This is a genomic window from Pseudomonas sp. Xaverov 83 (genome assembly GCF_019352905.1).
Taxonomy (GTDB): Bacteria; Pseudomonadota; Gammaproteobacteria; order Pseudomonadales; family Pseudomonadaceae; genus Aquipseudomonas; species Aquipseudomonas yamanorum.
Map to the genome: position 1 here is coordinate 136,939 of NZ_JAAAFU010000026.1, position 23,744 is coordinate 160,682.

The 23,744-nt window shown below is 61.1% G+C and carries 22 protein-coding genes and 1 pseudogene; 7 read left to right on the top strand and 16 right to left on the bottom strand.

The features are described from left to right. Nucleotides 1-131: 131 nt before the first annotated feature. The gene (gene gcvA / locus K0H47_RS10745; protein ID WP_177025357.1) at nt 132-1,043 is read left to right on the top strand and encodes a transcriptional regulator GcvA; all 912 of its coding nucleotides are present in this window, start codon (nt 132-134) and stop codon (nt 1,041-1,043) included. Between the two features lie 433 nt (nt 1,044-1,476). Here the strand turns inward: gcvA and xylB are convergent, their stop codons facing one another. The 5 genes from xylB to K0H47_RS10770 are packed head-to-tail and all read right to left on the bottom strand — an operon-like array spanning nt 1,477 to nt 7,469. Then, nucleotides 1,477-2,952 (bottom strand): xylulokinase, encoded by a 1,476-nt coding sequence (gene xylB / locus K0H47_RS10750; protein WP_219272561.1) that lies wholly within the window; start codon nt 2,950-2,952, stop codon nt 1,477-1,479. A 1-nt stretch (nt 2,953) separates the two neighbouring features. Continuing rightward, nucleotides 2,954-3,946: a LacI family DNA-binding transcriptional regulator gene (locus K0H47_RS10755; RefSeq protein ID WP_063033971.1), complete on the bottom strand. Its 993-nt coding sequence runs from the start codon at nt 3,944-3,946 to the stop codon at nt 2,954-2,956. Between the two features lie 21 nt (nt 3,947-3,967). Then, complete coding sequence (locus tag K0H47_RS10760; RefSeq protein WP_063030274.1) at nt 3,968-4,909, bottom strand: ABC transporter substrate-binding protein; 942 nt, start codon at nt 4,907-4,909, stop codon at nt 3,968-3,970. A gap of 33 nt (nt 4,910-4,942) precedes the next feature. Then, nucleotides 4,943-5,911 (bottom strand): hypothetical protein, encoded by a 969-nt coding sequence (locus K0H47_RS10765; protein ID WP_003209708.1) that lies wholly within the window; start codon nt 5,909-5,911, stop codon nt 4,943-4,945. Between the two features lie 25 nt (nt 5,912-5,936). Further along, nucleotides 5,937-7,469, bottom strand: a complete 1,533-nt coding sequence (locus K0H47_RS10770) for a sugar ABC transporter ATP-binding protein (RefSeq protein WP_177025354.1) — start codon at nt 7,467-7,469, stop codon at nt 5,937-5,939. Nucleotides 7,470-7,879: 410 nt separating this feature from the next. Here K0H47_RS10770 and K0H47_RS10775 point away from each other — a divergent pair, with 410 nt between their 5' ends. From K0H47_RS10775 to K0H47_RS10785, 3 genes are read left to right on the top strand one after another with little or no spacing between them, the layout of a single operon-like run. Next, a complete protein-coding gene (locus K0H47_RS10775) occupies nt 7,880-9,235 on the top strand; it encodes a HAMP domain-containing sensor histidine kinase (protein ID WP_063030276.1) in 1,356 nt (451 codons plus the stop codon). Beyond that, the gene (locus K0H47_RS10780; RefSeq protein WP_003209702.1) at nt 9,220-9,603 is read left to right on the top strand and encodes a response regulator; all 384 of its coding nucleotides are present in this window, start codon (nt 9,220-9,222) and stop codon (nt 9,601-9,603) included. Before K0H47_RS10775 ends, K0H47_RS10780 begins: the two co-directional genes overlap by 16 nt. 9 nt (nt 9,604-9,612) lie before the next feature. Beyond that, nucleotides 9,613-10,881, top strand: a complete 1,269-nt coding sequence (locus K0H47_RS10785; protein ID WP_219272563.1) for an EAL domain-containing response regulator — start codon at nt 9,613-9,615, stop codon at nt 10,879-10,881. A gap of 210 nt (nt 10,882-11,091) precedes the next feature. Here the strand turns inward: K0H47_RS10785 and K0H47_RS10790 are convergent, their stop codons facing one another. Then, a complete protein-coding gene (locus tag K0H47_RS10790; RefSeq protein ID WP_218262834.1) occupies nt 11,092-12,087 on the bottom strand; it encodes a succinylglutamate desuccinylase/aspartoacylase family protein in 996 nt (331 codons plus the stop codon). Between K0H47_RS10790 and K0H47_RS10795 the strand changes: the two are divergent. Continuing rightward, nucleotides 12,086-12,664: pseudogene (locus tag K0H47_RS10795) on the top strand (TetR family transcriptional regulator C-terminal domain-containing protein); the annotation flags it as partial. The gene K0H47_RS10790 and the pseudogene K0H47_RS10795 overlap by 2 nt on opposite strands. Here K0H47_RS10795 and K0H47_RS31015 read toward each other — a convergent pair. The 7 genes from K0H47_RS31015 to K0H47_RS10825 all read right to left on the bottom strand — a co-directional run bounded on the left by K0H47_RS31015 (nt 12,620) and on the right by K0H47_RS10825 (nt 19,977). Beyond that, the gene (locus K0H47_RS31015) at nt 12,620-13,618 is read right to left on the bottom strand and encodes a DMT family transporter (protein WP_257626647.1); all 999 of its coding nucleotides are present in this window, start codon (nt 13,616-13,618) and stop codon (nt 12,620-12,622) included. The pseudogene K0H47_RS10795 and the gene K0H47_RS31015 sit on opposite strands and share 45 nt — an antisense overlap. Beyond that, on the bottom strand, nt 13,615-14,313 hold the full coding sequence (locus tag K0H47_RS10800; protein ID WP_063030284.1) for an ABC transporter permease: 699 nt from the start codon (nt 14,311-14,313) through the stop codon (nt 13,615-13,617). Before K0H47_RS10800 ends, K0H47_RS31015 begins: the two co-directional genes overlap by 4 nt. Before the next feature lie 7 nt (nt 14,314-14,320). Then, nucleotides 14,321-15,025, bottom strand: coding sequence for an ABC transporter permease (locus tag K0H47_RS10805; protein WP_063030286.1), 705 nt, complete (start codon nt 15,023-15,025; stop codon nt 14,321-14,323). Nucleotides 15,026-15,172: 147 nt separating this feature from the next. After that, nucleotides 15,173-16,009: a transporter substrate-binding domain-containing protein gene (locus K0H47_RS10810; RefSeq protein WP_063030288.1), complete on the bottom strand. Its 837-nt coding sequence runs from the start codon at nt 16,007-16,009 to the stop codon at nt 15,173-15,175. 25 nt (nt 16,010-16,034) lie between these two features. Further along, nucleotides 16,035-18,029, bottom strand: coding sequence for an aminotransferase class I/II-fold pyridoxal phosphate-dependent enzyme (locus K0H47_RS31285; protein ID WP_219272566.1), 1,995 nt, complete (start codon nt 18,027-18,029; stop codon nt 16,035-16,037). Between the two features lie 103 nt (nt 18,030-18,132). After that, nucleotides 18,133-18,924, bottom strand: a complete 792-nt coding sequence (locus K0H47_RS10820) for a CDP-diacylglycerol diphosphatase (RefSeq protein WP_219272568.1) — start codon at nt 18,922-18,924, stop codon at nt 18,133-18,135. Between the two features lie 69 nt (nt 18,925-18,993). Further along, complete coding sequence (locus tag K0H47_RS10825) at nt 18,994-19,977, bottom strand: aldo/keto reductase (RefSeq protein ID WP_219272569.1); 984 nt, start codon at nt 19,975-19,977, stop codon at nt 18,994-18,996. Between the two features lie 111 nt (nt 19,978-20,088). Between K0H47_RS10825 and K0H47_RS10830 the strand changes: the two genes are divergently transcribed. Further along, complete coding sequence (locus K0H47_RS10830) at nt 20,089-21,015, top strand: LysR family transcriptional regulator (protein WP_093209863.1); 927 nt, start codon at nt 20,089-20,091, stop codon at nt 21,013-21,015. Between the two features lie 57 nt (nt 21,016-21,072). Further along, on the top strand, nt 21,073-22,419 hold the full coding sequence (locus K0H47_RS10835) for a sodium:proton antiporter (RefSeq protein ID WP_063030298.1): 1,347 nt from the start codon (nt 21,073-21,075) through the stop codon (nt 22,417-22,419). 3 nt (nt 22,420-22,422) lie between these two features. Here the strand turns inward: K0H47_RS10835 and K0H47_RS10840 are convergent, their stop codons facing one another. From K0H47_RS10840 to K0H47_RS10850, 3 genes are all read right to left on the bottom strand, one after another. Then, complete coding sequence (locus K0H47_RS10840; RefSeq protein ID WP_167410157.1) at nt 22,423-22,563, bottom strand: hypothetical protein; 141 nt, start codon at nt 22,561-22,563, stop codon at nt 22,423-22,425. An 11-nt stretch (nt 22,564-22,574) separates the two neighbouring features. Continuing rightward, entirely contained in the window at nt 22,575-22,787 is a 213-nt protein-coding gene (locus tag K0H47_RS10845) for a hypothetical protein (RefSeq protein WP_063030300.1), read from the bottom strand. A gap of 72 nt (nt 22,788-22,859) precedes the next feature. Beyond that, complete coding sequence (locus K0H47_RS10850) at nt 22,860-23,405, bottom strand: hypothetical protein (RefSeq protein WP_063030302.1); 546 nt, start codon at nt 23,403-23,405, stop codon at nt 22,860-22,862. Nucleotides 23,406-23,744 lie beyond the last annotated feature (339 nt).

Sequence of the window (23,744 nt, forward strand, 5' to 3'; positions counted from 1 at the left end):
GACGAATAACCCCTGAGCGTATGGTTTGCCAGCGTGTGTAGCTTGTATCGCTGGATTGCCTGCTATTCTTGCGATTCAGCGTCAGGCCAACAAACCAGATCTCTTTCGTCGCCATTAAAGAAATTCTTTAGATGAACCCACTTGGATACCTCAATGCCTTGCGTGCTTTCGAAGCAGCGGCCAGGCATCAAAGCTTCACTGCGGCGGCCGAAGAGCTGAACGTCACCTCCGCCGCCGTCGGCCAACAAGTGCGCAGCCTGGAATCCTGGCTGGGGCTGCCGTTATTCACCCGCGCCAGCAGCGGCAATGCCCGACTGTTGCTGACGGACGTGGCCCGTTCTGCGTTGCCGGATATCCGCGAGGGTTTTGATCGGTTGCGAGTGGGATTGGCACGTCTCAAGGAAGCGTCACAGAGTACCGACCTGACCGTGACGGTCAGCCCGGCGTTCGCCGGCAAATGGTTGCTCCCCAGACTGGAGCGTTTTCAGCAGTTGCATCCGGAAATCGACGTACTGCTGAACACCAACCTCAAGACCCTGGATTTCCTCACCGAGCGTATCGACATCGGCGTGCGTTATGGCGCCGGTAATTGGCCTGGATTAGCAGCGATCAAGTTGATGGATGAAGACCTTTTTCCCGTCTGCTCCCCGAACTATCCAGCGCTGGCGGACGGCAAGCTCAGCCTGGAAGCGCTCGCACAGTGCACGCTGATTCACGACCTTTCGATGGCCGGCGACCCCAGCTTCCCAAGCTGGCGAACCTGGCTGGACGCGATGGAGCAAACGGGAACGGATGCCAGCCACGGGCTGCGTATCAACAACTCAGCGGCCGTGGTACAGGCCGCGATCGAAGGACAAGGCATCGCGTTGGGCCGCAGCGTCATGGTGCGCGACGACCTGGCATCCGGGCGTCTGATCCGGCCGTTTGGCGAAGTCAAAAGCGCCGTGGCCCTCGCCTACTACGTGGTCTACCGGCCAGAGTGCGGCGAGCTGACAAAAGTCCAAGCGTTCCGCGACTGGATATTGACCGAGACTGCTACATAGATCGCAGACAACTGGTTTTTTCAGATAAACCGAGGTGATGCCATCGCAGGCAAGCCTGCTCCCACATTTGACCGTGCCCGCTTTAGCTTTAGATTTTGCTCTTCAACACTCAAGCCGGCCGGGAGGCCGCTGTGCTCTTGATCTGCTTTTGATCTTGAACTTAGGCGCCCCGTTAAACCACGCTGGCCGAACGCAGGCTTTGGAGCGTGGGTAACCTGGCAGGACGCCAGGTTAGCCGCGCTGGGCCAAGGATGGCCCATGACGGCGGCCCACGGTCCAAAGCCGGAGTGAGGGCACACCGAGCCTAGGCGAGGTGCCGAGTGGTGGGGCAAGAGCGTTTTGCTTACTTTTGCGCTGTTCAAAAGTGAGCCGCTGTAAGAGCGGAACCATAAGCGGCCGTTACCTAAATAACGGACATACACCCAAAACTTAGCTAATCGTGCAAAGCCTTAGCCGCCCCCAACAGCCCCTGAAACTTCCGATAACGTGCCTGCAACACACCCGCTTGAGCACCATCCGGAAAAAACCGCGCCTTCACCGGCATCCCCGCCTGCAACAGCGCCCCACCCCGCCCAATCGCCACAAACCCCAACTTTGCCGCACCAATACACGCCCCCAACTCACTACCGTGCAACGTATAGATCTCCCGCCCAAGAATATTGGCCAGCAACTGCGCCCAATACTCACTGCGGGCCCCACCCCCCACCAACCCACAAGCCCCCACCGAGGCCCCGGCCGACTGCACCGCACTCAGCGCATCCAACAACCCGAACCCAACCCCCTCCATCACCGCATAACCCAACATGGCCGGCGTGCAATCATGCCCCAGATTCATAAACCCACCCCGCAACAACGGGTCGTTATGGGGCGTACGCTCACCCGCCAGATACGGTAGGAACAACGGATTGGAAACCGGCACAACCTGCCCGATCGGCAACTCGGCCTGCACCCGATCCAACAACGCCTGCTCATCAACCGACCCCGTCAACCGCGTCACCCAACGCAAGCAACTGGCCCCGGCCAACATCGCCCCCATGGTGTACCAACGCCCAGGCAACGCATGACAAAAACTATGCACCGCACTCGCCGGATTCCCCGCCGAGTGATCAGTAATCGCCACGATGGCCGCACTCGTCCCCAACGTGATAAACGCATCACCCGCATTCACCGCCCCAATGCCCACCGCCGCCACCGGGTTGTCCCCGCCACCGCCAGCAATCACCAGGCCCTCAGCCAAGCCCAGTCGCCCCGCCGCCGCAGCATTCAAACAAGCGCTGGCCGCGCCGCCTTCCACCAGCCGTGGCATCTGCGCCAACCGCAAACCCGTGGCCTGCAGCATCGGTTCAAACCATTCACGGTTGGCCACATCCAGCCACAACGTCCCCGCACCATCGGACACATCAATCACGCGCTCACCACTCAAGCGCAAGCGCAGATAGTCCTTGGGCGACAGCACGCAATCAATGGCGCTGAATACCGCCGGCTCATGTTCCTGCAACCACAGCAGCTTGGGCGCCGTGAGACCGGCCATCGGCAAGCTGCCGGTGATGTCGGCAAACTCACGGCCCAACGCTTCAGCCTGGGCCATGGCACGGGAGTCATCCCAGAGAATCGCCGGGTACAACACCCGGTCGTCTTGCCCCAGCAATACCGCCCCGTGCATCTGTCCGGACAAACCGATGCAGCCGACACGGCCATAGGCATCCGGCTGATCAATGCGCAGTTGGTCCAAGGCCTTCAGGCACGCTTGCCACCAGTCCTCAGGCGCCTGCTCGGACCAGCCTGTGTGAGGGCGCGAGACCGTCAGCCGCGCCCCCGCATGAGCGAGGACGCGGCCTTGCTCGTCCATCAGGATCGCCTTGAGTTCCGAGGTGCCGAGATCAATGCCAAGGGAAACCGGGTTGTTCATATCAGGGGCAGCCGCATGAATTACGAATCTTCAGGGTGGGCGCGAGCCGCACACTGTGTGTTTTACGCTTGGGCGACGCCATGCGCTCAAGCAGCAGGTTGACCGCACGGGCGCCCAGTTCCTGGACCGGCTGCGCGATCAGGGTCAGGCGCGGCACAAAGAAATCCGCCCATTCAAAATCATCGAAACCCACCAAAGCCATTTGCCCGGGCACATCGATATGCGCATCGCGCAAGGCATGCATTGCGCCGAGGGTCATCAGGTTGTTGCCCGCCATGATCGCCGTGGGCGGTGTGTCCAAGGCCAATAACTGCGCCGTCGCTTGCCGTGCAGGTTCGCTGCTCGACCCACCATTGACCAGCAACTGCGGATCAAACGGTAACCCCGCCGCAAGCAACGCGGCTTGATACCCGGCCACGCGCTCACTGGAAGTGCCCAGCCCCGCCCGCCCGGAAATAAAGCCGATGCGCCGGTGGCCATGCTCGATCAAGTGCGCCACCAACGCCTGGGTCGACAAGGTGTTTTCCACCCCGACCTGATCAAAGCGATCGCTCATCATCCGGTCCACCAGCACTGCCGGTACTTCATTGGCCTGCAAGTATTCCAGGGCCAGGGAACCGGTAGACGGCGCCAGCAAAATGCCGTCCACCCGTCGATGGTGCAGCGTCGTAACCACCCGCAACTCCTGCTCGGGATCGTCGTGGGTATCGACAAACAGCATCATGTAGCCGTGTTTGGCGCACTCGGTTTCAATCGCGTGCACCGTTTCACTGAAGTAGTGGTTGGACAGCGCCGAGATCGCCACGCCAATGGTATTGGTGGTGGATCGAGCCAGGGAGCGCGCCAGCGTATTGGGGATGTAGCCCAACTGCCGGATCGCGCTCTGCACCGCTTGCACCGTGTCCGGGCTGACCTTGCGGGTGCCGTTCAAGACGTGGGAAACCGTCGACGTCGACACCCCTGCAATTCTTGCCACATCCTCCATGGTTGCCACGGTGTTCACTCCTGCGCGCTTTTAATGTTTGCTGGACCAACCGCTGTAGGAACCGACGTTGTCGCGGGTGATCAATTTTGGCGCCAGCAGGGTAACCGCTTCGGCGGGTTGTTTGTCATTGAGAATGTCATTGCCGACGTTAACCGCGGTCTGGGCCATGGCCCATGGGTCCTGACTGGCAGAGGCCTGGATCAGGGTGTCGGTCTTCAGGGCATTCTCGATGTCCGGCGCGCCGTCCACGGAGGTGATGATGATGCCGCTGCGTTTCAGCTGCTTGGCGGCCAGGTCGCTGCCGATGGCTTGCGGGTCGTTGATCGCGAACAGGCCGTCGATTTTCTGGAAGCGGGTCAGGTAGCCCTGCATCACGTTCAAGCCGCCTTCGCGGGAGCCTTTACCGTCCTGGTCATCAGACAGCACCTTGATATCCGGCGCACTGGCCAGCGCAGCTTTACAGCCTTTGACGCGATCGGTCACGGCGGTGACCTGCGGGCCATTCTGGATAATCACGTTGCCCTTGCCCGACAGTTTGTCGACGATGAACTGGCAGGCGAGCTTGCCGGCTTCGACGTTGTCGGTCTGCACCGTGGCATTCACGCCCTTCGCATCGACGTCCACCGCCACCACCACGATCCCGGCGTCACGGGCTTTCTTGATCGCCGAGGCCATGGCCGACGGGTCGACGGCGTTGAGCAGGATCAGGTCGACCTTGGACGAGATGAAGTTGTCGATCTGCGAGAACTGCTTGCTCAGGTCGTAGTCAGCCGACACCGAGGTGACCTTGACCGCCGGGTTCAGCTCCTTGGCCCGGGCCGTGGCACCGTCGGCCAGGGTCACGAAATACGGGTTGCCCAGGGAACCCATGCTGATGCCAATGGCTTTCAGTTCACGGGCCTCCACGGCTTGGGACATCAACACGGCAACGCCCAGGGAGGCGACAACAGGAAACATGCGTTTGAAGTTCATGATGACTCTCTTGTGATTGTTGTTTGAGTGAAATCAGGTCCGCGCACCGGACTGGCGATAGCGATCCAGCGCTACGGCGCCAATGATCACGATGCCCTTGATGATGTACTGCCAGATATCCGACACCCCCAGCAGCACCAGGCCGTTGGTCAATACCGCGATGATCAGCGCACCAATCAGCGTGCCGCCGATGGTGCCGACGCCGCCGGTAAAACTGGTGCCGCCGAGGATCACCGCGGCAATTGCATCCAGCTCATAGGATTGCCCCAGTTGCAGGCCATTGGCGGCGAACAGGCGTGACGCGCTCATCACCGCGCCGAGGCCGGCTAGGGCACCGGACATGGCATAGACGAACAGCAGGACTTTCCACACCTTGATCCCCGACAACCGCGCCGCTTCCGGGTTGCCGCCCACGGAGTAGATCTGCACCCCCATCACCGTGCGCCGCAGGATGAACCACGACAATGCGATGACGGCCACGGCAATAATCACCAGCCAGGGCACGCCCAGCACCGAGTCGTTGCCGATAAACGCGAATGGCAGGTCAGGGTTGAACACGGTTTTGTCGTCGGCCAACAGACGAGCCAAACCGCGCATGGCCGTCAGCGCACCGAGGGTGACGATAAACGGCGGCAGGCGCATGAAGGCGATCAGGCCGCCATTGACCAGGCCCAGCAACAGGCCGAAGCCAACCCCGGCGGCAATCCCGAACATGCCGAATTGCGGCGACATTGAGGCTTGCAGCGCGACCACGGCCGAAGCCGCGAGAATCGCGCCTACCGACAAGTCGATGCCCGCTGTGAGGATCACAAAGGTCATGCCCGCCGCCAGCACCACGTTGACCGACGCCTGCTGGGTGATGATCGACAGGTTCTGCACCGTCATGAAGTTTTCGCTGGCGAGGGCAAAGCCCACCAACAGCAGCACCAACACCGGCAGCATGCCCACCGTGCGCATCAGTTCGCGAATACGCTCAGCCTTGCCGATCGTTGCCACAGTCATGGTGTTGCTCCCGCTCGTAGTTGAATTAGCCATGGGCGGCCACCTGCTCGCTGCCGGTGGCGAGGTCGATGATCGCCTCCTGGGAAATATCCAGCCCCGATGCCCCGCCCACTTCGGCTACCAATTGCCCTTCGCGCATGATCAGCACGCGGTCGCAGGTGCCGATGATTTCCGGCAGCTCGCTGGAGATCACCACGATGCCGACGCCAGCCTTGGCCAGTTGATTGATGATGCGGTAGATCTCGGATTTGGAGCCGATGTCCACGCCACGGGTGGGTTCGTCGAGGATCAGCACATGAGGCTTGACCTCCAGCAGCCGGGCCAGCAGCACCTTCTGCTGATTGCCACCGGACAAGCTGCCGACATTGACCTTGCCCGAGGCCACGCGGATCGACAGGGACTTGATTGCATCGCGTGAGCGTTGTGCCGCGTGGCCACGGTCGAGCACCCCACCGGCATGGGCATCCGGCACACAGGCACAAACGTTGATGTTGTCGGCCACGCTCATGTCGAGAAACAGGCCCTGGGCCTTGCGGTCTTCGGTGAGGTACACCACGCCGGCACGAATCGCATCCGCCGGGTTGCGCAGTTGGGTCACGGTCTTGCCGACCACCTCCAGGGTGCCCGAAGTACGCGGGTCGGCCGCAAAGATCAGCCGCGCCAGTTCGGTACGGCCAGCGCCCACCAGCCCGGCAATGCCCAGCACTTCACCGGCGTGCAGGTCGAAACTGCAATTGCGCACGCGCTTGCCGTCGGCCATGTCACGCACACGCATCACCACCTGGCCGGGATCGTAGGCGGCATGTTCCTTCTTGTAGAAACCGGAAAGGTCGCGGCCCACCATCATCTTCACCAGCACCTCGGCCGACAGCACGTCCCGCGCCAGTTCGCCGACGTACTCGCCGTCCCGCAGCACCGAGACCCGGTCTGACAGTTCGTAGATTTCCGCCATGCGGTGGCTGATGTAGATGATCGCCAAGCCTTGGCTGCGCAGCTGTTTGATCAGCGCAAACAGGCGGTCGGTTTCCCGGGAAGACAGCGGCGTGGTGGGTTCGTCCATCACCAGGATTTTCGCGTGGGCATGCAGCGCCCGGGCGATTTCTACCAATTGGCGCTCGGCGATGGACAGGCTGGCGACGCGGGTGGTGGGCAGGAACTCCGCGCCGAGCCTTGCCAGCACTTCAGCCACCCCGGCTTCCATGCCCTTGCGGTCGATGGTCCAGCCACGGCGCAGTTCACGGCCCAAGTAGATGTTCTCGGCCACCGTGAGGTTCGGGCACAGGCTGAGTTCCTGGTAGATCACGGCAATGCCAAGGGCTTTGGCGGAGGCTGGGTTGTAACTGGCGACAGGCTGGCCATCGATGCGGATGGTGCCGCCGTCATCGGCCTGGTAGGCACCGGAGAGGATTTTCATCAAGGTCGATTTGCCGGCGCCGTTCTCACCCATCAAGGCGTGGATTTCACCGGGGTAGACCTTCAGGCTGACGTTCTTGAGCACCCGCAGGCCGCTGAAGGTCTTGCTGATGCCCTGCATTTCAAGCAAGGGTTCAAGGCTCATGGCTGAGCTCCTGGTTTTATTATTTTTGTATTCAAGCGTTTGCCGATGACAGCTATCGGCAGACCTGACTGCTGCCGACTCTAATCAGATATATTTGCTTACGCAAGCGCTTGCGTCAGCCGTTTATCGCTTGATTAAACGTTTCACCTGATGAATAAATGTTCATTCGGCGATCTGGACCGGTTAAGCGCACACAAAATCGCGCCTTTTTCATCGGAATCTATCCAGTTGGGTGACTTTTCGAAAAAGGCACTGCTTTTGGCCACCGCACCCCCTGTGGTTTGCTGTTAATCTGCTATCGTCCAAAGACATCATCTCCTCCTCATCGTGCCTGCGCGATCTTCTGTGAGCATGCTCTGCGGCGCTGCGTTTGGGCAGCGTCAGGCCTCAAGCTCACGGAACACGTCACGATGGACAATTCTTCAGCCGACAGCCCCATCGAGCCGCAATCCCGGGCCGAGAAAATCGTCGAATTCAAACGTCAGAAAGCCCTGCTCAAGACCGGCGCGCTGCAAGACGCGATCTTCAACAGCGCCTACTTCTCCAGCATTGCCACCGACGAAAAAGGCGTGATCCAGATCTTCAACGTCGGCGCTGAACGCATGCTCGGCTATGCCGCCGCCGATGTGCTGAACCGCGTCACACCGGCCGACATTTCCGACCCCGCCGAGCTGATCACCCGCGCCGCCGCCCTCAGCCTGGAACTGGACACACCGATCACGCCCGGCTTCGAAGCCCTGGTGTTCAAGGCTTCCCGGGGTATTGAGGACATCTACGAGCTGACCTATATCCGCAAGGACAACAGTCGCCTGTCGGCGATGGTCTCGGTCACCGCCCTGCGCAACCGCAACGACGCGATCATCGGCTACCTGCTGATCGGCACCGACAACACCGCACGCAAGCAGGAAGAGGCACAACGTAAAGGCTTTGAGCGTGCCCTCGAAGAGAAGAACCTGGAGCTGGAACACGCCAGCCACATGAAGTCCGAATTCCTCGCCACCATGTCCCACGAATTGCGCACGCCGCTGAATGCCGTGATCGGTTTTTCCGAGGCGCTAAAGGACGGCCTGGTGGGCGACATGAGCGATATCCAGCGCGAATACATCGGCGACATCTTCACCAGCGGCCAGCACTTGCTGTCGCTGATCAACGACATCCTCGACCTGTCCAAGGTCGAGGCCGGGATGATGGACTTGGAACTGGAAGCCGTGGAGCTGGCGGGTTTGTTGGCCAATAGCCTGCTGATCGTGCGGGAAAAGGCCGCGCTGCAACGCATCCAGTTGAAGCTCGAAAGCCAGGACGACTTCGGCACCCTGGAACTCGACCTGCGCAAGACCAAGCAGATCATCTATAACCTGCTGGCCAATGCGGTGAAGTTCAGCGAGCACGGCGGCTCGGTGACCCTGTCGGTGCGCGAGGTGAGTCGTGCACAAGTCGGGCAGGTTCCTGGCGACTGGCCCACCTATGGTTTTGCCCTGCAACCCAGCGAGCACCAACAGTTCCTGGAATTCAGCGTCAGCGACACCGGCATCGGTATCGCCCGGCACGACATGAGCAAGCTGTTCAAGGCTTTCAGCCAGATCGACAGTAGCCTGGCGCGTAAATTCGAAGGTACGGGTCTGGGCCTGGCGATGGTCAAGCAACTGACCGACCTGCACGGCGGCAGTGTCGCCGTGGCCAGCCGTGAAGGTGCCGGCGCGCGATTTGTGGTGTGGCTGCCGCTGCACCGCGCTGCGGATGCGGAGGCCCCATGGCCGAAATCCTGATCGTCGAAGACAACGAGGCCAACATGCGCCTCGCCCGCTTGCTGCTGGTGAACGCCGGCCACAGCGTGTTGTGGGCGGCCGACGCCGAGACCGGGTTGACCCTGGCCCGGGAAAAACAACCGGCGCTGATCCTGATGGATATCCAGTTGCCCGGCATGGACGGCCTGGCGGCCACCTCACTGCTCAAGCAGGACCCTCACACCGCCCACATCCCGGTGATCGCCCTGACCGCCATGGCCATGAAGGAAGACCGCGACAAAACCCTGCGGGCCGGCTGCGATGCCTACATCATCAAGCCCCTGCGCTACAAAGAGCTGTACCAGGTAATCGATACGCTGCTGCAAAAGAACATTACACCTCCAACTTGAGTCCTCTCCATGGCCAGCCAACCCGCAACGCTCTTGATCGTCGATGATGAAATCCAGGTGCGCAAGCTGCTGGAAACCCTGCTGCGTCACGAGGGTTACCAGACCGTGAGTGCCGCCAGTGGTGAAGAAGCCTTGCAGATGGTGGCGCAACGGCCGCCGGACTTGATCCTGCTGGACATCATGATGCCGGGCATGGACGGTTACGAAGTGGCCAACCAGCTCAAGGGCAACCAGGCCACGGCGAACATTCCGATCATCATGCTCTCGGCCCTGAGCGAATCCAGCGCGCGACTCAGTGGCCTGGAAACCGGTGCTGAAGAATTCATCAGCAAGCCAGTGGAACGGGTCGAGTTGTGGCTACGGGTACGCAACTTGCTGCGGCTCAAGGCCCACGGCGATCAGTTGAAAAACCATAGCCTGTTGTTGGAGCAGCAACTTAAACACCACCAACAGGAGTCCTCGCGGTTGAATGTGCATGACCTGGCGCGCCTGGACCTTGAAAAAGCCCTGCGCCTGGCCGTCGAGCACGAAGAATTCGTGCTGCATTACCAACCCAAGGTCGAACTGACCAACGGTCAGGTGTGCGCCCTTGAGGCCCTGCTGCGCTGGGACCGGCCCGGTTACGGTGCAGTGTCTCCGGCGGTGTTCATACCGATCTTGGAAAGCCAGGGGCTGATCGTCACGCTCGGGCGTTGGGTGATCGACAACGTGTGCCGTCAGATCGCGACCTGGCAGTCCAGCGCGGTGGGTGCGGTGGAAGTGTCGGTCAACGTTTCCGGGCATCAATTGATCGAGGGCGACCTGATTGCCGATATCGCCCAATCACTCGCCAATGCCGGCGTCGAGGCCCATTGGCTGGAGGTTGAATTGACCGAAGGCTCGTTGATGGAGAACACCCAACACACCATCGCCAGCTTGCAACGCCTGCGGGCCATGGGGGTGAAGATCTCCATTGACGACTTTGGCACCGGCTATTCCAGCCTGGCTTACCTGCGGCGGTTCCCGATTGATACGCTGAAAATCGATATTGCGTTTATCCGCGAAGTCACCAGCAACCCCCAGGACGCGGCGATCACCCGCACCATCATCGAACTGGCCCACAGCCTCAAGCTGCGAGTGGTCGCCGAAGGTGTGGAAACCCAGGCGCAGCTGGAGTTTCTGCGGGAAGCCGGCTGCGATCAGATCCAGGGGTATCTGTTCAGCCGGCCATTGCCGATGAAAGAACTGGAGCGTCTGTTGCTGGAAAAACGCGGCCTGGTGAGGCCGCAGCCCCACTGACTTCGAACAGCCCCACCCGCTTCTGTAACTTGATTGCTCGCGGGCCGCAGATCAAAAGCTAGGGCGAATGGGGGTAGCTCTGCTTTTCTGTGGGAGCTGGCTTGCCTGCGATGGCATCAACTGGGTCTGCCTGATACACCGAGGTGTCTGCATCGCAGGCAAGCCAGCTCCCACATTTGACCGTGCCCGCTCTTGATTATGTACTCCCGCCTAAGGATCCAACACCCCCCCGCTGTAACCCTCAGACAACCGCGTGCCGGTAAACTTGGCCACCACCGAACCCTGTGACACCAAGCGCTCCCGATGCCCCGTCACCATCCGCCCGGTTTGCGCCGCATGCAGTACAACTTCAGAAGCCGAATCCCCAGGCCGCCGAATAATCCGTGCAAACCGCTCACCCTCTTCAACCTGCTCACCCAAACCTTTTTCAAACACCAACACCCCGGCACACGGCGCCAGAATGGTCTCCATACAGCCCATGTCCACCACCTGCCCCTGCCAGTCGGCAATCACCGGCGCCTCATCAATCACCCCGCTAGCACAAAGCCAACCCCAGATCCCGTCACCATCCTGCCCGGCCAAGGCATCACTCACATCCGCCTGCCCACGCAATTCAATCGTCGCCGCCAACCGCGGCTTCCCGTGATCAATGATCGTCTCTTCAAACGACCCATCACCGCCCTCGTCCCAGACAATCACCACATCCACCTGCAACGCCGCCGCCAACACCTGGCCCTCCGGCCAAAAGCTGCGATGTATATACAGATACGGCAGCGCCTCATCATCGGTGTGCAGGTCCAGCACCAACTCGGCATCAGCCGCCAACTGCACCAGACTTTTCTGCCATTGCGCCAAGTTGCTTGCCGGCCGCTCCATGGCCAATGAATGATCAAACGCCCGATTAAAGTTCTGCCCGGTGGCCTCATGAAACCGCCCCAACAACCGCCCCTGGCGAAACTGCCCAATGCCAAACGGATTAGCCTGAGGCACCACCGTCACCGAGCCCTTGAGTTGCCCCCGGTCCTGACACGCCTGCAACCGTGGCAGCAGTTGATGCAACACCAGCATCCCGGCGATTTCATCGGCATGCACCCCGGCTTGCAGGTGCACCCGAGGCCCGCTGCCGTCACCCTCGAAGCGCCAGGCGCCGATGTGCAGGGTGTTCCCGGAATCGCCGGGGACTTGCCACGAAAGGTCTTTTGCCATGCCGTTGCCCTCCTCTTGTTGGTTCTGCAGGTATATATTGAACATACGTTCAACCATCTGGGATGTGCCTGTGACCGAAGACCGTCGCGACCTGCTGATTGCCGCCACCCTCACCAGCCTCGCCCGGGACGGGCATGCCGGCATTTCGGTGCGGCGCATCGCCGCTGAAGCCGGGGTTTCGGTGGGATTGCTCAATCACCATTTCGGCAGCATCGATGCACTGATCGCCGAGACCTATCACAAGCTGGCCAGCGAACTGACCACCGCCCTCTGGCAGGAAGTCGACCAGGCCGTGGGCCCTGCCGCGCGGCTGGATGCATTCCTCGCCGGCTCGTTTTCCTCGCGGGTGATGGATCCGAAACTGTTGGGCGTCTGGGTGGTGTTCTGGAGCTTGATCCGCCACTCGGAACACGTGAATGACTCCCATGAAAAAAGCTACCGCGCCTACCTGGAGCTGATCCGCCAGCTGCTCGACGAACTGGCCCAGAGCGAAGGCTTCGTGATCCACGACACGCGCCTGGCCGCCATCGGTTTATCGGCGATGCTCGACGGACTCTGGCTCGAGTGGTGCCTCAACCCCGGCACCTTCAGTCCCGGCAACGGGCTGCACATCTGCCGCTGCTGGATACAAGGGTTGCGTCACGGAGCATTCGGCGCCGACCACGTCTTGTGACACGTGATGCCGGGCGCTGAGCATGGCCAGGGTGCCGCTGACGGCGATCAGCGCGGCGCCGAAGATCAGCGACACGTCCATCACCGTGCCCCACACCAGGCTCGACAGCAGAAAGGCCCAGATCAAGCCGGTGTACTCAAACGGCGCCAACAGCGTCGCCGTGGCCCGGCGGAAACTCGCAAACAACAGGAACTGGCCAATGCCGCCCACCAGACCGGCACCGAGCATGCCCAGCCACGCCGGGGTCGGCGACGGTGTGTGGGTCCAGGGCAGCGTCACCACCATGCAGATCACAAACACCACATTGGTGATCAGCATTTGCTCCAGCACCGAGGTGTTGTCGTCCACCTGGCGCAACTGGATATAGGTAAATGCCCAGCACAGTGCGGCGGCCAATGTCAGGGCGATTGGCAGCGGGTCGACCATGCTGCTGGGGCGACAGGCGATCACCACGCCGACAAAGCCTATGATCAGCGAAATCCACTGGCCGCGACTGGCGCGTTCCTTGAGGATCAGCGCCGCCAGCAGCGTGACCATGATCGGCGCAGAAAAATACAGGGTGGTCATTTCCGCCAGGGTCAGGTCCTTGGCGGCGGTGTAGTACAGCAGCCAGGCCAGCAGCGACAGCAGGCCGCGAATGATCAGCAGCTTGCGACTGACGGAACGCCAGGCACGCTTGAGCAAGCCCAGGCGCCCGGCGATCACGCACGCAGCGACCACCACCAGGCTGCGCCAGAACAGGATGGTGAAAACTGAATAGTCGGCCACCAGCCATTTGATCCCGGCGTCCTGCAACGCCAGGAACGCATAGGCCAGCGAGCACAGGGCAATCCCTTGCAACGAGCGATCGGTTTTCATCCGGCAGACCTGCGCAACGGTGTGCCGCGCCGCTCGGCAACGGCATACAGGGCTTCAATCAAAAAGGTCAGGCACAGGTAGACCCCGGCCACCAGCAGCAGCGGCTGGTAGATCTGCAAGGTCTGGGCGCGCACCACGTTGGCAGCGCCGAGCAGGTCGACCACGGCGATGGTTGAAGCCAGTGCGGTGGACTTGAGCAACATCACCGTCTCCCCCGCCAGGGTCGGCAGCAGCAGGCGCATGGCCCGTGGCAAGCGCACCCGCAACAGGGCCTGGCGCGGCGTCATGCCAAACGCCGAGGCGGCTTCCATTTCACCCTTGGGCACCGCCAGCAGGCCGCCGCGAATCACTTCACCGACGTACGCGCCCACTGACAACACCAGGGCAAACACGATGTACCAGTAACCGTCCCGCAGGAACGGCCAGAGGAAACTCCCGCGAATCATCGGGAACTGGGCAAATAGACTGCCCAGGCCGTAGTAGAAGATGTAGATCTGGATCAGCAACGGCGTGCCCCGCAGCACACTGGTGTACCCCAGCGCACAGCGGGCCAGCCACTTGCGCCGGGACAGCCGCGCCAGGGCTACCAGCACCGCCAACGCGAAGCCGAGCACTGCCGAAATCACCAGCAACGACAGGGTCGTCTGCAAGCCTTTGGCGATCAGTCCTGCGTAATAACTTATCCACTCAGGCATATGCGGCTCACTCGACAACCGGCATCCAGCGACGAATACGTCGTTCCAGGCGCCCGGAGAGGTAGTTGGAGGCCAATGTCACCAGGTAATACAAGGCGGCGGCCGTGAGATAGAACAACAGGTAATGCCGGGTCGAGCCCGCCGCCTGTTTGGCGGTGTACAGCAGTTCGTTGGTGCCTACCACGCTGATCAGCGCGCTGTCCTTGATCAGGTTGATCCACAAATTGGACATCCCGGCCAGGGCGTACGGCGCCATGATCGGCAGGGTTACCCGACGGAACAGGCCAAAGCCGCTCAAGCCAAACGCCCGCGCCGCTTCGATCTGGCCGTGGGGAATCGCGAGGATCGCCGCGCGGAAAATCTCCGAGGCGTACGCGCCTTGCACCAGCCCCAGCACCAGGACGGCTACCAGCGGGCCGCTGATGTTGAATTGCGCAAACCCCAGCCACAGCATCAGCGCGTTGAGGCCCATGGAGCCTGCGTAGTACAGCAGCAGGATCAGCAGCAACTCGGGCACGGCGCGAAAAACTGTGGTGTAACCGCGCATCAGCAGGGCTATCGGGCGCGGTGCACTGAGTTTGGCACAGGCCACCACCAGGCCGATCAACAGCCCCACCGCAAACGAACCGGCGGAGATCTGCAGGGTCATCCATAACCCTTTGAGCAATGCATTGCCCCAGCCTTGCTCGCTGAAGTTGAGTAGATCGAACATCGCGGCTCCCTATTTCGATGACACGCAGTGACCCTGTGGCGAGGGAGCTTGCTCCCGCTGGACTGCGCAGCAGGCCCATGTTTTGGGGGCGCTTCGCACCCCAGCGGGAGCAAGCTCCCTCGCCACAAGCACTCCCTTTCTACCGGGTTAGTTTGTGTAGGGGCTGTCACATACCTTGCTGACGTACGCCGGGGTATCGGCTCTTTTGCACGGGCTGACCGACACACCAAACACGCTCTGCGAGAGGTCCGCGTAGTCCTTGCTCACCAGCAACTCACCAATGGCTTTGTCCAGGCGGGCCTTGAGTTCGGTGTCTTCCTTGCGCAGGCCAGCCCCCACGCCGCGACCGATGATCGGGTCGTAAGGCACTTCGGCGATTTCCGCCAGGCCCTGTGCTTCAGGGGTCTTGACCATCATGGCGATGGCGACACCGTCGGCCATCATCAGGTCGGTGCGCCCGGCAATCAGATCGGCGTTGGCCGATTCCTGGGTGTCGTAATACTTCAGGTCAGCAATGTTCTCGTAGTACTTCTTCAGGTAGTTGGCGCTGACGGTGGAGATCTGCACGCCGATGATCTTGCCCTTCAACCCCGCCGGCGTGACCTCGACGGTGGTGCCCTTGGGGCCGGCAATGCCCAGCAGCGAGTCGTAGTAGGCGCGGCTGAAAGCGATCTGTTTTTCGCGCTCTTCGGTGACCGACATCGAGGAAAAAATCACGTCGATTTTCTTCGCCAGCAACGACGGAATAATCCCGTCCCACGCCACTTCCTTGATCTGACACTCTGCCTTCATCAGTCCGCAGAGCTTGTGGATCAGGTCCACCTCAAAGCCGGACCATTCACCGTTGCCGCCCTTCACCGTGAACGGTGGGTAGGGTTCCGCCGCTACCGCGAACACAATGGGTTTCTCCGCCGCCAACGCCGTACCTGCCGCCAGCATCAACACTGCACTGCTCAACCACTTTGCCAATCGTTTGGATTTCATGATCTTGCCCCGTCTTTTTTTGGAGTTAGCGAGTTTGATGCGCGTTGACGAACTGCCGGCAACGTTCACTGCGTGGGTCGATAAACACCGAGTCCGGCGAGCCGGTTTCCTCGATCAGGCCTTGGTGCAAAAACGCGACTTTGGATGACACGTCCCGGGCGAACGCCATTTCATGGGTCACCAGGATCATGGTGCGGCCCTCTTCCGCCAGGGAGCGAATCACCCGCAACACTTCGCCCACCAATTCCGGGTCGAGGGCCGAAGTGGGTTCGTCGAACAGCATGACTTTGGGACGCATGGCCAGGGCGCGGGCGATGGCCACCCTTTGCTGCTGGCCGCCGGAGAGGAACGCCGGGTATTCGTTGCGCTTGGCGGCCAGGCCTACCCGGTCGAGCAAGGCTTCGGCGCGTTCGATGGCTTCGGCGCGGCTTTCCCGCAGCACCTGGATCGGCGCTTCGATAAGGTTTTCGAGGACCGTGCGATGGGGCCACAGGTTGAAATTCTGGAACACCATGCCGAGTGTCGAGCGAATCCGTACCAGCTGTTTGGCGTCGGCCACCAGCGGTGCGCCGGGCCGGCCGTAGTTAAGCTTGATGCTTTCACCGTCGACATGAATGCTGCCCTGGTCCGGCACTTCGAGCATGTTGATACAGCGCAGCAAGGTACTTTTTCCCGAGCCGCTGGCGCCGATCAGCGAGATCACTTCGCCTTCGTGGGCCGTCAGGGAGATGCCCTTGAGCACTTCGATATTGCCGAAGCGTTTGTGCAGGTCGAGCACCTCGATCATCTTCTTCGCCGCAACCGGCTGCACGCTGATGATTTTCGCCGCAGGCGCTATGGGTGGTTCAGCGGCGAGCTTGGCGACGAAGCGGCTGATGCGTTCACAGGCTTCCGCCAGCCGGGTTTCACCCAGGGTGAACGACAGCCGCACAAAGCCCTGGGCCGGCTCGCCGAACGCCGCAGCATCCAGCACGGATACCCCCGCTTCGCGAAACAGGCGCCAGGCGAAATCCAGGGAGCTGAGGCCGGTGTCCCGCACATCCACCAGCACAAACATGCCGGCTTGCGGAGCGCGTACGTGGATGCCCGGGCAACCGCTGAGGCCCGCCACCACCAGGTCACGGCGGCGACGGTAAGTTTCACGCATGCCTTGAGTGACTTCATCGTGGGCCAGTACGGCAGCCGTCGCGGCTTCCATCACAAACCCTGGCAAGCCGTAGAGCATGCTCAATACCAGGGTTTCAGCGTGGGCAACCATGGCCGGTTCGGCGACGATCCAGCCGATGCGCCAGCCGGTCATGGCGTGGGATTTGGACAGGCTGCCAATCACGATGCAACGTTCGGCCATGCCCGGCAGCGCCGCCAGGCTGTGGTACTCGCCATCGAACACCAGGCTTTCGTAGACCTCGTCTACCACCACCCACAGTTCATGCTCGATCGCCAGGTCGGCAATCGCTTGCAGCTCCTGGGGACTGAGCACCACGCCGGTGGGATTGTTGGGGTTGGAGAAGAAGATCGCCCGAGTACGAGGCGTGATGGCGGCGGCCAGCAGTGCCGGGTCGAGGCGAAAACCCGAGTCGGCCGAACACGGCACCCGCACCAGCGTCGCGCCGCTGGCCTTGAGCGTGGCTTCGTAGGTGACGTACATCGGGTCGAGGACGATCACTTCATCACCGGCCTGTAACAGGCACAGCGAAGTGACGAACAAGGCGTTCTGCGCGCCGGCCACGGTGATGACGTTTTCGGCGTTCAGCGGGCGCGCCAGAGACTGGCTATAGCGGGCGGCGATGGCGTCGCGTAGTGCCGGGCGGCCGGGGATTTCGGTGTAGTGGGTGTCGCCCTGGCGCAGGGCGTCGACGGCGGCGTCGGTGATGAACGAGGGTGTGGCGAAATCCGGATCGCCCACACTCAGGATGATGATGTCTTCGCCTTTGCTGCTGGCCTGGAAGGCGGCGTGGTGAATGTCCCAGGCGGCTACGCCCTGCCCTGCAATTCGCTCAACAAAGGGTGAAAACCGCATGCCAGTGCCTCTCGTTCAATCAGAAAAAGCGCAAGCCCGCCTGTTACCAGGCAGGGGGTGCAGCCAACATAATTGAAACTGAACACTCGTTCAACGGCAAACTTCACCGGATGTCGTTAACAGCTAAAACAGGTCGTTGTGGTGGTTTGCCCATCAGGTTGCACTGGTGGTCTTGCAGCTCTTCGGCAGACGCCAGGTTCCATTCCTTGAGCGTCAACCGCGTGGTCAGCAGCACGAAGTTGCCATTTGCATCCGGTGTCAGCAGCAAGCTGTAGCTGGCCATGGCGTCGCCCTGGGCCTGCGCGTACTCATTCAAGATCGCCAGCGGGTCGCGCAGGTCGAAGTCCGCTGCCGACATGGTGCGGGCGCTATAGGTGTGCCCCAGCAGTTTTACCGGCAGGGTTTGCCATTGCTCGTTGAGGGTCGCGGCGCGTTCGTTAAGGGCGTTGAACACGTCGGGCCGCAGGCAGGCGATATGGATGTGCAACTGGTTTTGCGAGCGGCCATAACGCGAGTTGATCGCCAGCGACACAAAGCGGTCGGCAATCGGTGTTTGCAGGCCGGCGGAGAGTACATCGTGGTTTTTCCAGGCCTGGGCGAAGTAATGGGGCAGCAGGTTCCGGGTCAGCGCGATGTCTTCGATGCCGGTGATTTTATCGGTAGGGATCAGCAAATCCTGATACGGGCCGTTGAGGTCCTTGAGCAGTGCAAAGCCTTTCGCCGGGTCGACCTTGAGGCACGGGCTGGGGTTGAGGTGCTGGTTCTGATCAGGCACGCATTGGCGGCTGACGATCTGCCACAGCGCATCGGGATTGCCCCGCCACTTCCAGGCGCCCGCCAATGCCACCACACACAACAAACCACTGACAGTCTTGAATACGGTACCGCGCTTCATGCCAAAAACCTCAACGCCAAAGGGATGTCTTCTGTTGTTTTGCAACCGCAGACATCCCTGTCGCAAAGGTTAACGCTGGGCAGGGGCCATGAATTCCGGCCCTACCGGATCTTTTATCGTGCTGGCGAGAATACGGTCGATATGTTGCAGGTCGTCGGCGCTCAGCTGCCAGCCGAATGCGTCCTCGATGCCTTTCAGTTGGTCCGGACGACGGGCGCCCCACAGCGCAATCGTCGGGCCCTGGTCCAGCACCCAGCGTAATGCCAGGGCCAGCACTGACTTGCCGTGGCATTCGCGGGCATACACGTCCAATGCCGCCACCGCCGCCAGGTATTGCTCAAACCGTGGCGCCTTGAATTTCGGGTCGAGTTTGCGCACATCATCCCCATTAAAACGCGTGGCGGCGTGCATGCTACCGGTCAGCAAGCCTCGGCACAGCGAACCGTAGGCCAATACCACTAAGGCGTTTTGCTTGGCGTACGGCAGGATGTCGCTGTCGATCGCCCGCTCGAACAGGTTGTAGGGTGGCTGCACCGTGTCCAGGTGGGTGTACTGACGAAAGTCGTCCATTTGCGCGGGCGAATAATTGCTCACACCCACGGCCAGGATCTTGCCCTCACGGCGCAGTTTTTCCAGCTCGCAGGCGGTCTCTTCCTGGGCCACCAGCGGGTCGGGCCAGTGAATCTGGTAGAGGTCGATGTAGTCGGTTTCAAGGCGCGCCAGCGAGTCTTCGACTTCCTTGCGGATGCGCTGGGCCGTGGCGTTGCGGCGCACGGTGCCATCGTCCCATTGCAGCCCGGCCTTGGTGGCGATCACAGCGTTGTGGCGCACACCGTGCAGGGCGCGGCCGATCAGTTCTTCAGACAGTCCGAGACCGTAGACCGGCGCGCTGTCGATAAAGTTGATGCCGCTGTCCAGCGCATGGCGAATGGTCTTGATCGAGACCTCATTATCGGCACCGCCCCACATCGAGCCGCCCATGGACCAGGTGCCCAGGGCAATCCGCGAAACGGCCTTGTCGATGCCCGGGATCTTGATGGTTTCGATACTCATGAAAAAGCCTCCGCCAGAAACAATCAGTAAAAAAACGATTACTCTAGATCATCCGTGGTTGAATCGGGCTCAACGGCGCGTGCAACCCAAACCCCACAAAAGGTGCTTGATATGGCTGCGTTCAACCGTTCCGAATTGGCCGACCTGAATGTGTTCATGGCGATCATCCGCCGCCGCAGTTTCCGGCATGCCGCTCATGAACTGGGCGTCACCACTTCGGCCTTGAGCCACACCATGCGCAACCTGGAAACCCGCCTGGGGGTCAAGTTGCTCTACCGCACCAGTCGTGCGGTGGAGCCCACCGATGCGGGCGTGGTGCTCGCGGAAAAACTCAGTGCCGGCTTTGCGACGATTCAGGACGGCCTCGATACCCTTGAACTGTACCGCGAGGCGCCGATCGGCCGGCTGCGCCTGAACGTGCCACGGGATGCGGCGGTGTTGCTTGTCTCGCCCATCCTGGGTGAGTTCACCCGCGCTTACCCGCAATTGCGCCTGGACGTGATGATTGATGACCGCATGCTCGACATCGTCGCCGAAGGCTACGACGCGGGTATCCGCTATGGCGCCACGGTGCCCCAGGACATGGTGGCCGTACCGCTGACGGGCGAGCTGCGCTGGATCATGGTCGCTTCCCCCGCGTATCTCAAGCAGGCCGGAACGCCTTCGGTACCCAAGGACTTGCTCGCGCACTCTTGCGTGCGCATGTACCTGGGCGACAAGACCACCTACAAATGGGAGCTGGGCAACGGCCCCCGCCAGCAGCGTCTCGACGTGCCTGGCCACTTCAGTGCGGCCGACACACAAACCATCGTCGACGCAGCGCTGCAAGGCGTGGGCATCGCCTATTGCCTGGAGAATCGCGTGCTGTCGGAACTGGCAGACGGCCGTCTGGTGCAGGTGTTGCCCGACTGGGTCTGCATCGGCGCGCCGCTGTGCATGTACTACCCGAGCCGCCGGCAGTCGCAGCCGGGGTTGCGGCAACTGATCGACATGATCCGTCTGAAAACCACCGGCTCGCCGTGGCTGGAATCACATTGAACCTGTGCCAGGCCGTGGTCCTCAAACCGGGATAGACCACGGCCTGGTGCATGCTCGATGACTTTTATTTTATGGATGGCCGTACTCGGCGCAGTGTTGCTCATCCTGGCCCTCACCTCCTCCTACCTGCGCTGGATGCCGGTCACTACCTCGGCTGTTTGCCTGCTGCTGGGTATCTGCATCGGCCCGTTGGGCATGGACTTGCTGCACCTGGACATCAAGGGCTCCGCCCGTTGGATGGAACACCTGACGGAAGTCGCGGTGCTGTTTTCGCTGTTTGTCAGCGGGCTGAAATTGCGCCTGCCCCTCAAGCACCGAACCTGGCGCATTGCGTTTGGGATGGCCGGGCCCGTGATGCTCTTGACCATCCTCGGCACATGCCTGGCGCTGCATTGGCTGCTGGGGTTGTCGTGGGGCGTTTCGCTGTTGGTGGGGGCGATTCTGGCGCCCACCGACCCAGTGCTTGCAGGCCTGGTCCAGGTGAATAACGCTCAGGACTATGACTCGCTGCGCTTCGGCCTCTCAGGCGAGGCCGGACTGAACGACGGTACGGCCTTCCCTTTCGTGATCTTTGCGCTGATCTTCATGCAGCACGGCGGCTTCGACGGTGACTGGCTTGGCGGCTGGGTCCTGAAAAACCTGCTCTGGGCCGTACCTGCCGGGCTGCTGGTAGGGTACTGGATGGGCCGGGGCATCGGTCGTATCACCCTGAAAATGCGCATTACCAATGCCGACAGCACACTGTCACCCAATGATTACCTGACGCTGGCCCTGATCGCCCTGGCCTACGTGGTGGCTGAAGCCATCGGCGGCTACGGCTTTCTGTCGGTATTCGCCGCCGGCCTCGGGCTGCGCCAGGCCGAGTTCAAGTCCACCGGCAATTCACAAACCCCCGCCGAGCATCTCGCCCAGCCCGTGGTTGGCCACATGGAAGTGGAGCCGGAGCATGCGTTGCATGGAGACGTCGGGCAACTGCAAGACACGCAGATCGCCGCTGGGGTGATGATGGGCGATATGCTCGCCTTCGGCGGCCTGGTGGAGCGTTCGATGGAAGTGTTTCTAGTGACCCTGCTGGGGGTGGTACTGGTCAGCCATTGGGACTGGCGGGCACTGGCGGTGGGCGCGTTGCTGTTTTGCGTGATCCGGCCCCTCAGCGTGCTGTCGATACCCTGGGGCACCTTGCTCAATGGCCATCAGCGCGGATTGGTGGGCTGGTTCGGGATTCGCGGGATCGGCAGCATCTACTACCTGTTCTACGCCATCAACCACGGGCTGGTGGGAACCAGTAGCGCGGTGGCGGTGAACCTGACGCTGTCAGTCATTGCCCTGAGCATCGTCGTTCATGGTCTCAGCACGCAGCCGATGCTGGTGTGGTATGAACGACGTGCCCAGGCACAACAATGACGTCTACTCCTGGTTTTCGATATTGCCGACGTCGGCGGCATCATCCAGGTCGTTAAGCGGTACTTCGGCATCATCCATCAATGAACCCGGGTCTTCGTTGCCCGGGTCATTGAGTTCATCGTCTTCATCAATTTCAACTGACATGACCGTCTCCTCTAACCGCCTTGGGTATCGATATCGGCATCGGTTTCAGGCTTGGGCTCGCGCTCGGGCTTGAAGTCAGGACTGTAGTCGTTTTCCTTGGCCGTTGGGTCGCTGGCAGGCTTCGGGTCTTTCGGTGCGTCGGCCGCGGTGCCTGGCGCCGGTTCGCCGCGGTCGATGGCAGGATCGTTGCGGTTGCTGGTTTGCGGGTCGTTGTCTGTGCTCATGGCTCACCTCTGTTGGAAAACGCAGACTGCGTAAAGGTAAGGTCCTGTGCGGGTGGGTGAAGTTCCAATTGCTTATGAGCCGGGATTGTCCACCTGGATATAGAACGCATAGGCCCCCAGGATTACCCAGAACACCATGAACAGCCACGGCGCGCGCATCGAAAACAACAGCGACTTGCGATAGCCCTTGTGGGACGACTCCATCTCGGAAAACAGAGGCGACTCGTCATAGGCCATGCCCATCACCGGCTCGCTGCGCAGCAGTTCGCTCTGCTTGTAGTGCCAGTGATCGATGATGTCGTAGGCCGCCCGAATGCCCGGCCAGGCGTTGAGGGAACTGAGGATGCCCAGCAGGGCCAGGAATACCGGCACCACCAGGGTGAACAGCTTGCCCCATTCCGGATTGAGGTTGCCCATGCCGGAAACGAAGGCGATCACCAGGAACGACTGCGCCGTAAGGTAGGCGTCGGTACGGTTGGCCAGGATGCTGGTTTCGTACTGGATCTCGCGCCGGTAGAAATCGAGACGATCCTTGGGTGAGCCGAAAATCTTCGCGTTGTGTTCGCTGTGGTCGGTCAGGCTCGATTCCGGGGTGTCGGGTGAAATGATTCTGGGCACATCCGTGCTCCGTGCTGGACTGAGACCCTTTAGAAGAATCAGGCCGGCGCGAAGTTCAAGTTTGTTAATGCGCCAATTTGGAGCACGCCCCGCCCCCTGTAGGAGCGAGCTTGCTCGCGAAGGGCATCAACGATACCGCTGGCATCCTGACTGAACGGGGTGTTCTCAGGTTTTTCGCGAGCAAGCTCGCTCCTACAGGGGTTTCGGCACAGGCATTGCTTTATCCATTCATCTGCCCGGATACAGGAGCAATCGTTACCTCTCGACCCAGAGCCCACCCCAAAAGAAAGTAAGGACCAGGCCTGCTGGCACCATCAGCCACGGGCTCATAAAAAAATG

Coding starts and splice junctions, on each gene's coding strand:
- xylB (WP_219272561.1), bottom strand. CDS start 2,952: ATGAACAACCCGGTTTCCCTTGGCATTGATCTCGGCACCTCGGAACTC.
- K0H47_RS10760 (WP_063030274.1), bottom strand. CDS start 4,909: ATGAACTTCAAACGCATGTTTCCTGTTGTCGCCTCCCTGGGCGTTGCC.
- K0H47_RS10785 (WP_219272563.1), top strand. CDS start 9,613: ATGGCCAGCCAACCCGCAACGCTCTTGATCGTCGATGATGAAATCCAG.
- K0H47_RS10805 (WP_063030286.1), bottom strand. CDS start 15,025: ATGTTCGATCTACTCAACTTCAGCGAGCAAGGCTGGGGCAATGCATTG.
- K0H47_RS10825 (WP_219272569.1), bottom strand. CDS start 19,977: ATGAGTATCGAAACCATCAAGATCCCGGGCATCGACAAGGCCGTTTCG.
- K0H47_RS10800 (WP_063030284.1), bottom strand. CDS start 14,313: ATGCCTGAGTGGATAAGTTATTACGCAGGACTGATCGCCAAAGGCTTG.
- K0H47_RS10780 (WP_003209702.1), top strand. CDS start 9,220: ATGGCCGAAATCCTGATCGTCGAAGACAACGAGGCCAACATGCGCCTC.
- gcvA (WP_177025357.1), top strand. CDS start 132: ATGAACCCACTTGGATACCTCAATGCCTTGCGTGCTTTCGAAGCAGCG.
- K0H47_RS10770 (WP_177025354.1), bottom strand. CDS start 7,469: ATGAGCCTTGAACCCTTGCTTGAAATGCAGGGCATCAGCAAGACCTTC.
- K0H47_RS10830 (WP_093209863.1), top strand. CDS start 20,089: ATGGCTGCGTTCAACCGTTCCGAATTGGCCGACCTGAATGTGTTCATG.
- K0H47_RS31015 (WP_257626647.1), bottom strand. CDS start 13,618: ATGAAAACCGATCGCTCGTTGCAAGGGATTGCCCTGTGCTCGCTGGCC.
- K0H47_RS31285 (WP_219272566.1), bottom strand. CDS start 18,029: ATGCGGTTTTCACCCTTTGTTGAGCGAATTGCAGGGCAGGGCGTAGCC.
- K0H47_RS10835 (WP_063030298.1), top strand. CDS start 21,073: ATGACTTTTATTTTATGGATGGCCGTACTCGGCGCAGTGTTGCTCATC.
- K0H47_RS10775 (WP_063030276.1), top strand. CDS start 7,880: ATGGACAATTCTTCAGCCGACAGCCCCATCGAGCCGCAATCCCGGGCC.
- K0H47_RS10765 (WP_003209708.1), bottom strand. CDS start 5,911: ATGACTGTGGCAACGATCGGCAAGGCTGAGCGTATTCGCGAACTGATG.
- K0H47_RS10820 (WP_219272568.1), bottom strand. CDS start 18,924: ATGAAGCGCGGTACCGTATTCAAGACTGTCAGTGGTTTGTTGTGTGTG.
- K0H47_RS10840 (WP_167410157.1), bottom strand. CDS start 22,563: ATGTCAGTTGAAATTGATGAAGACGATGAACTCAATGACCCGGGCAAC.
- K0H47_RS10790 (WP_218262834.1), bottom strand. CDS start 12,087: ATGGCAAAAGACCTTTCGTGGCAAGTCCCCGGCGATTCCGGGAACACC.
- K0H47_RS10810 (WP_063030288.1), bottom strand. CDS start 16,009: ATGAAATCCAAACGATTGGCAAAGTGGTTGAGCAGTGCAGTGTTGATG.
- K0H47_RS10845 (WP_063030300.1), bottom strand. CDS start 22,787: ATGAGCACAGACAACGACCCGCAAACCAGCAACCGCAACGATCCTGCC.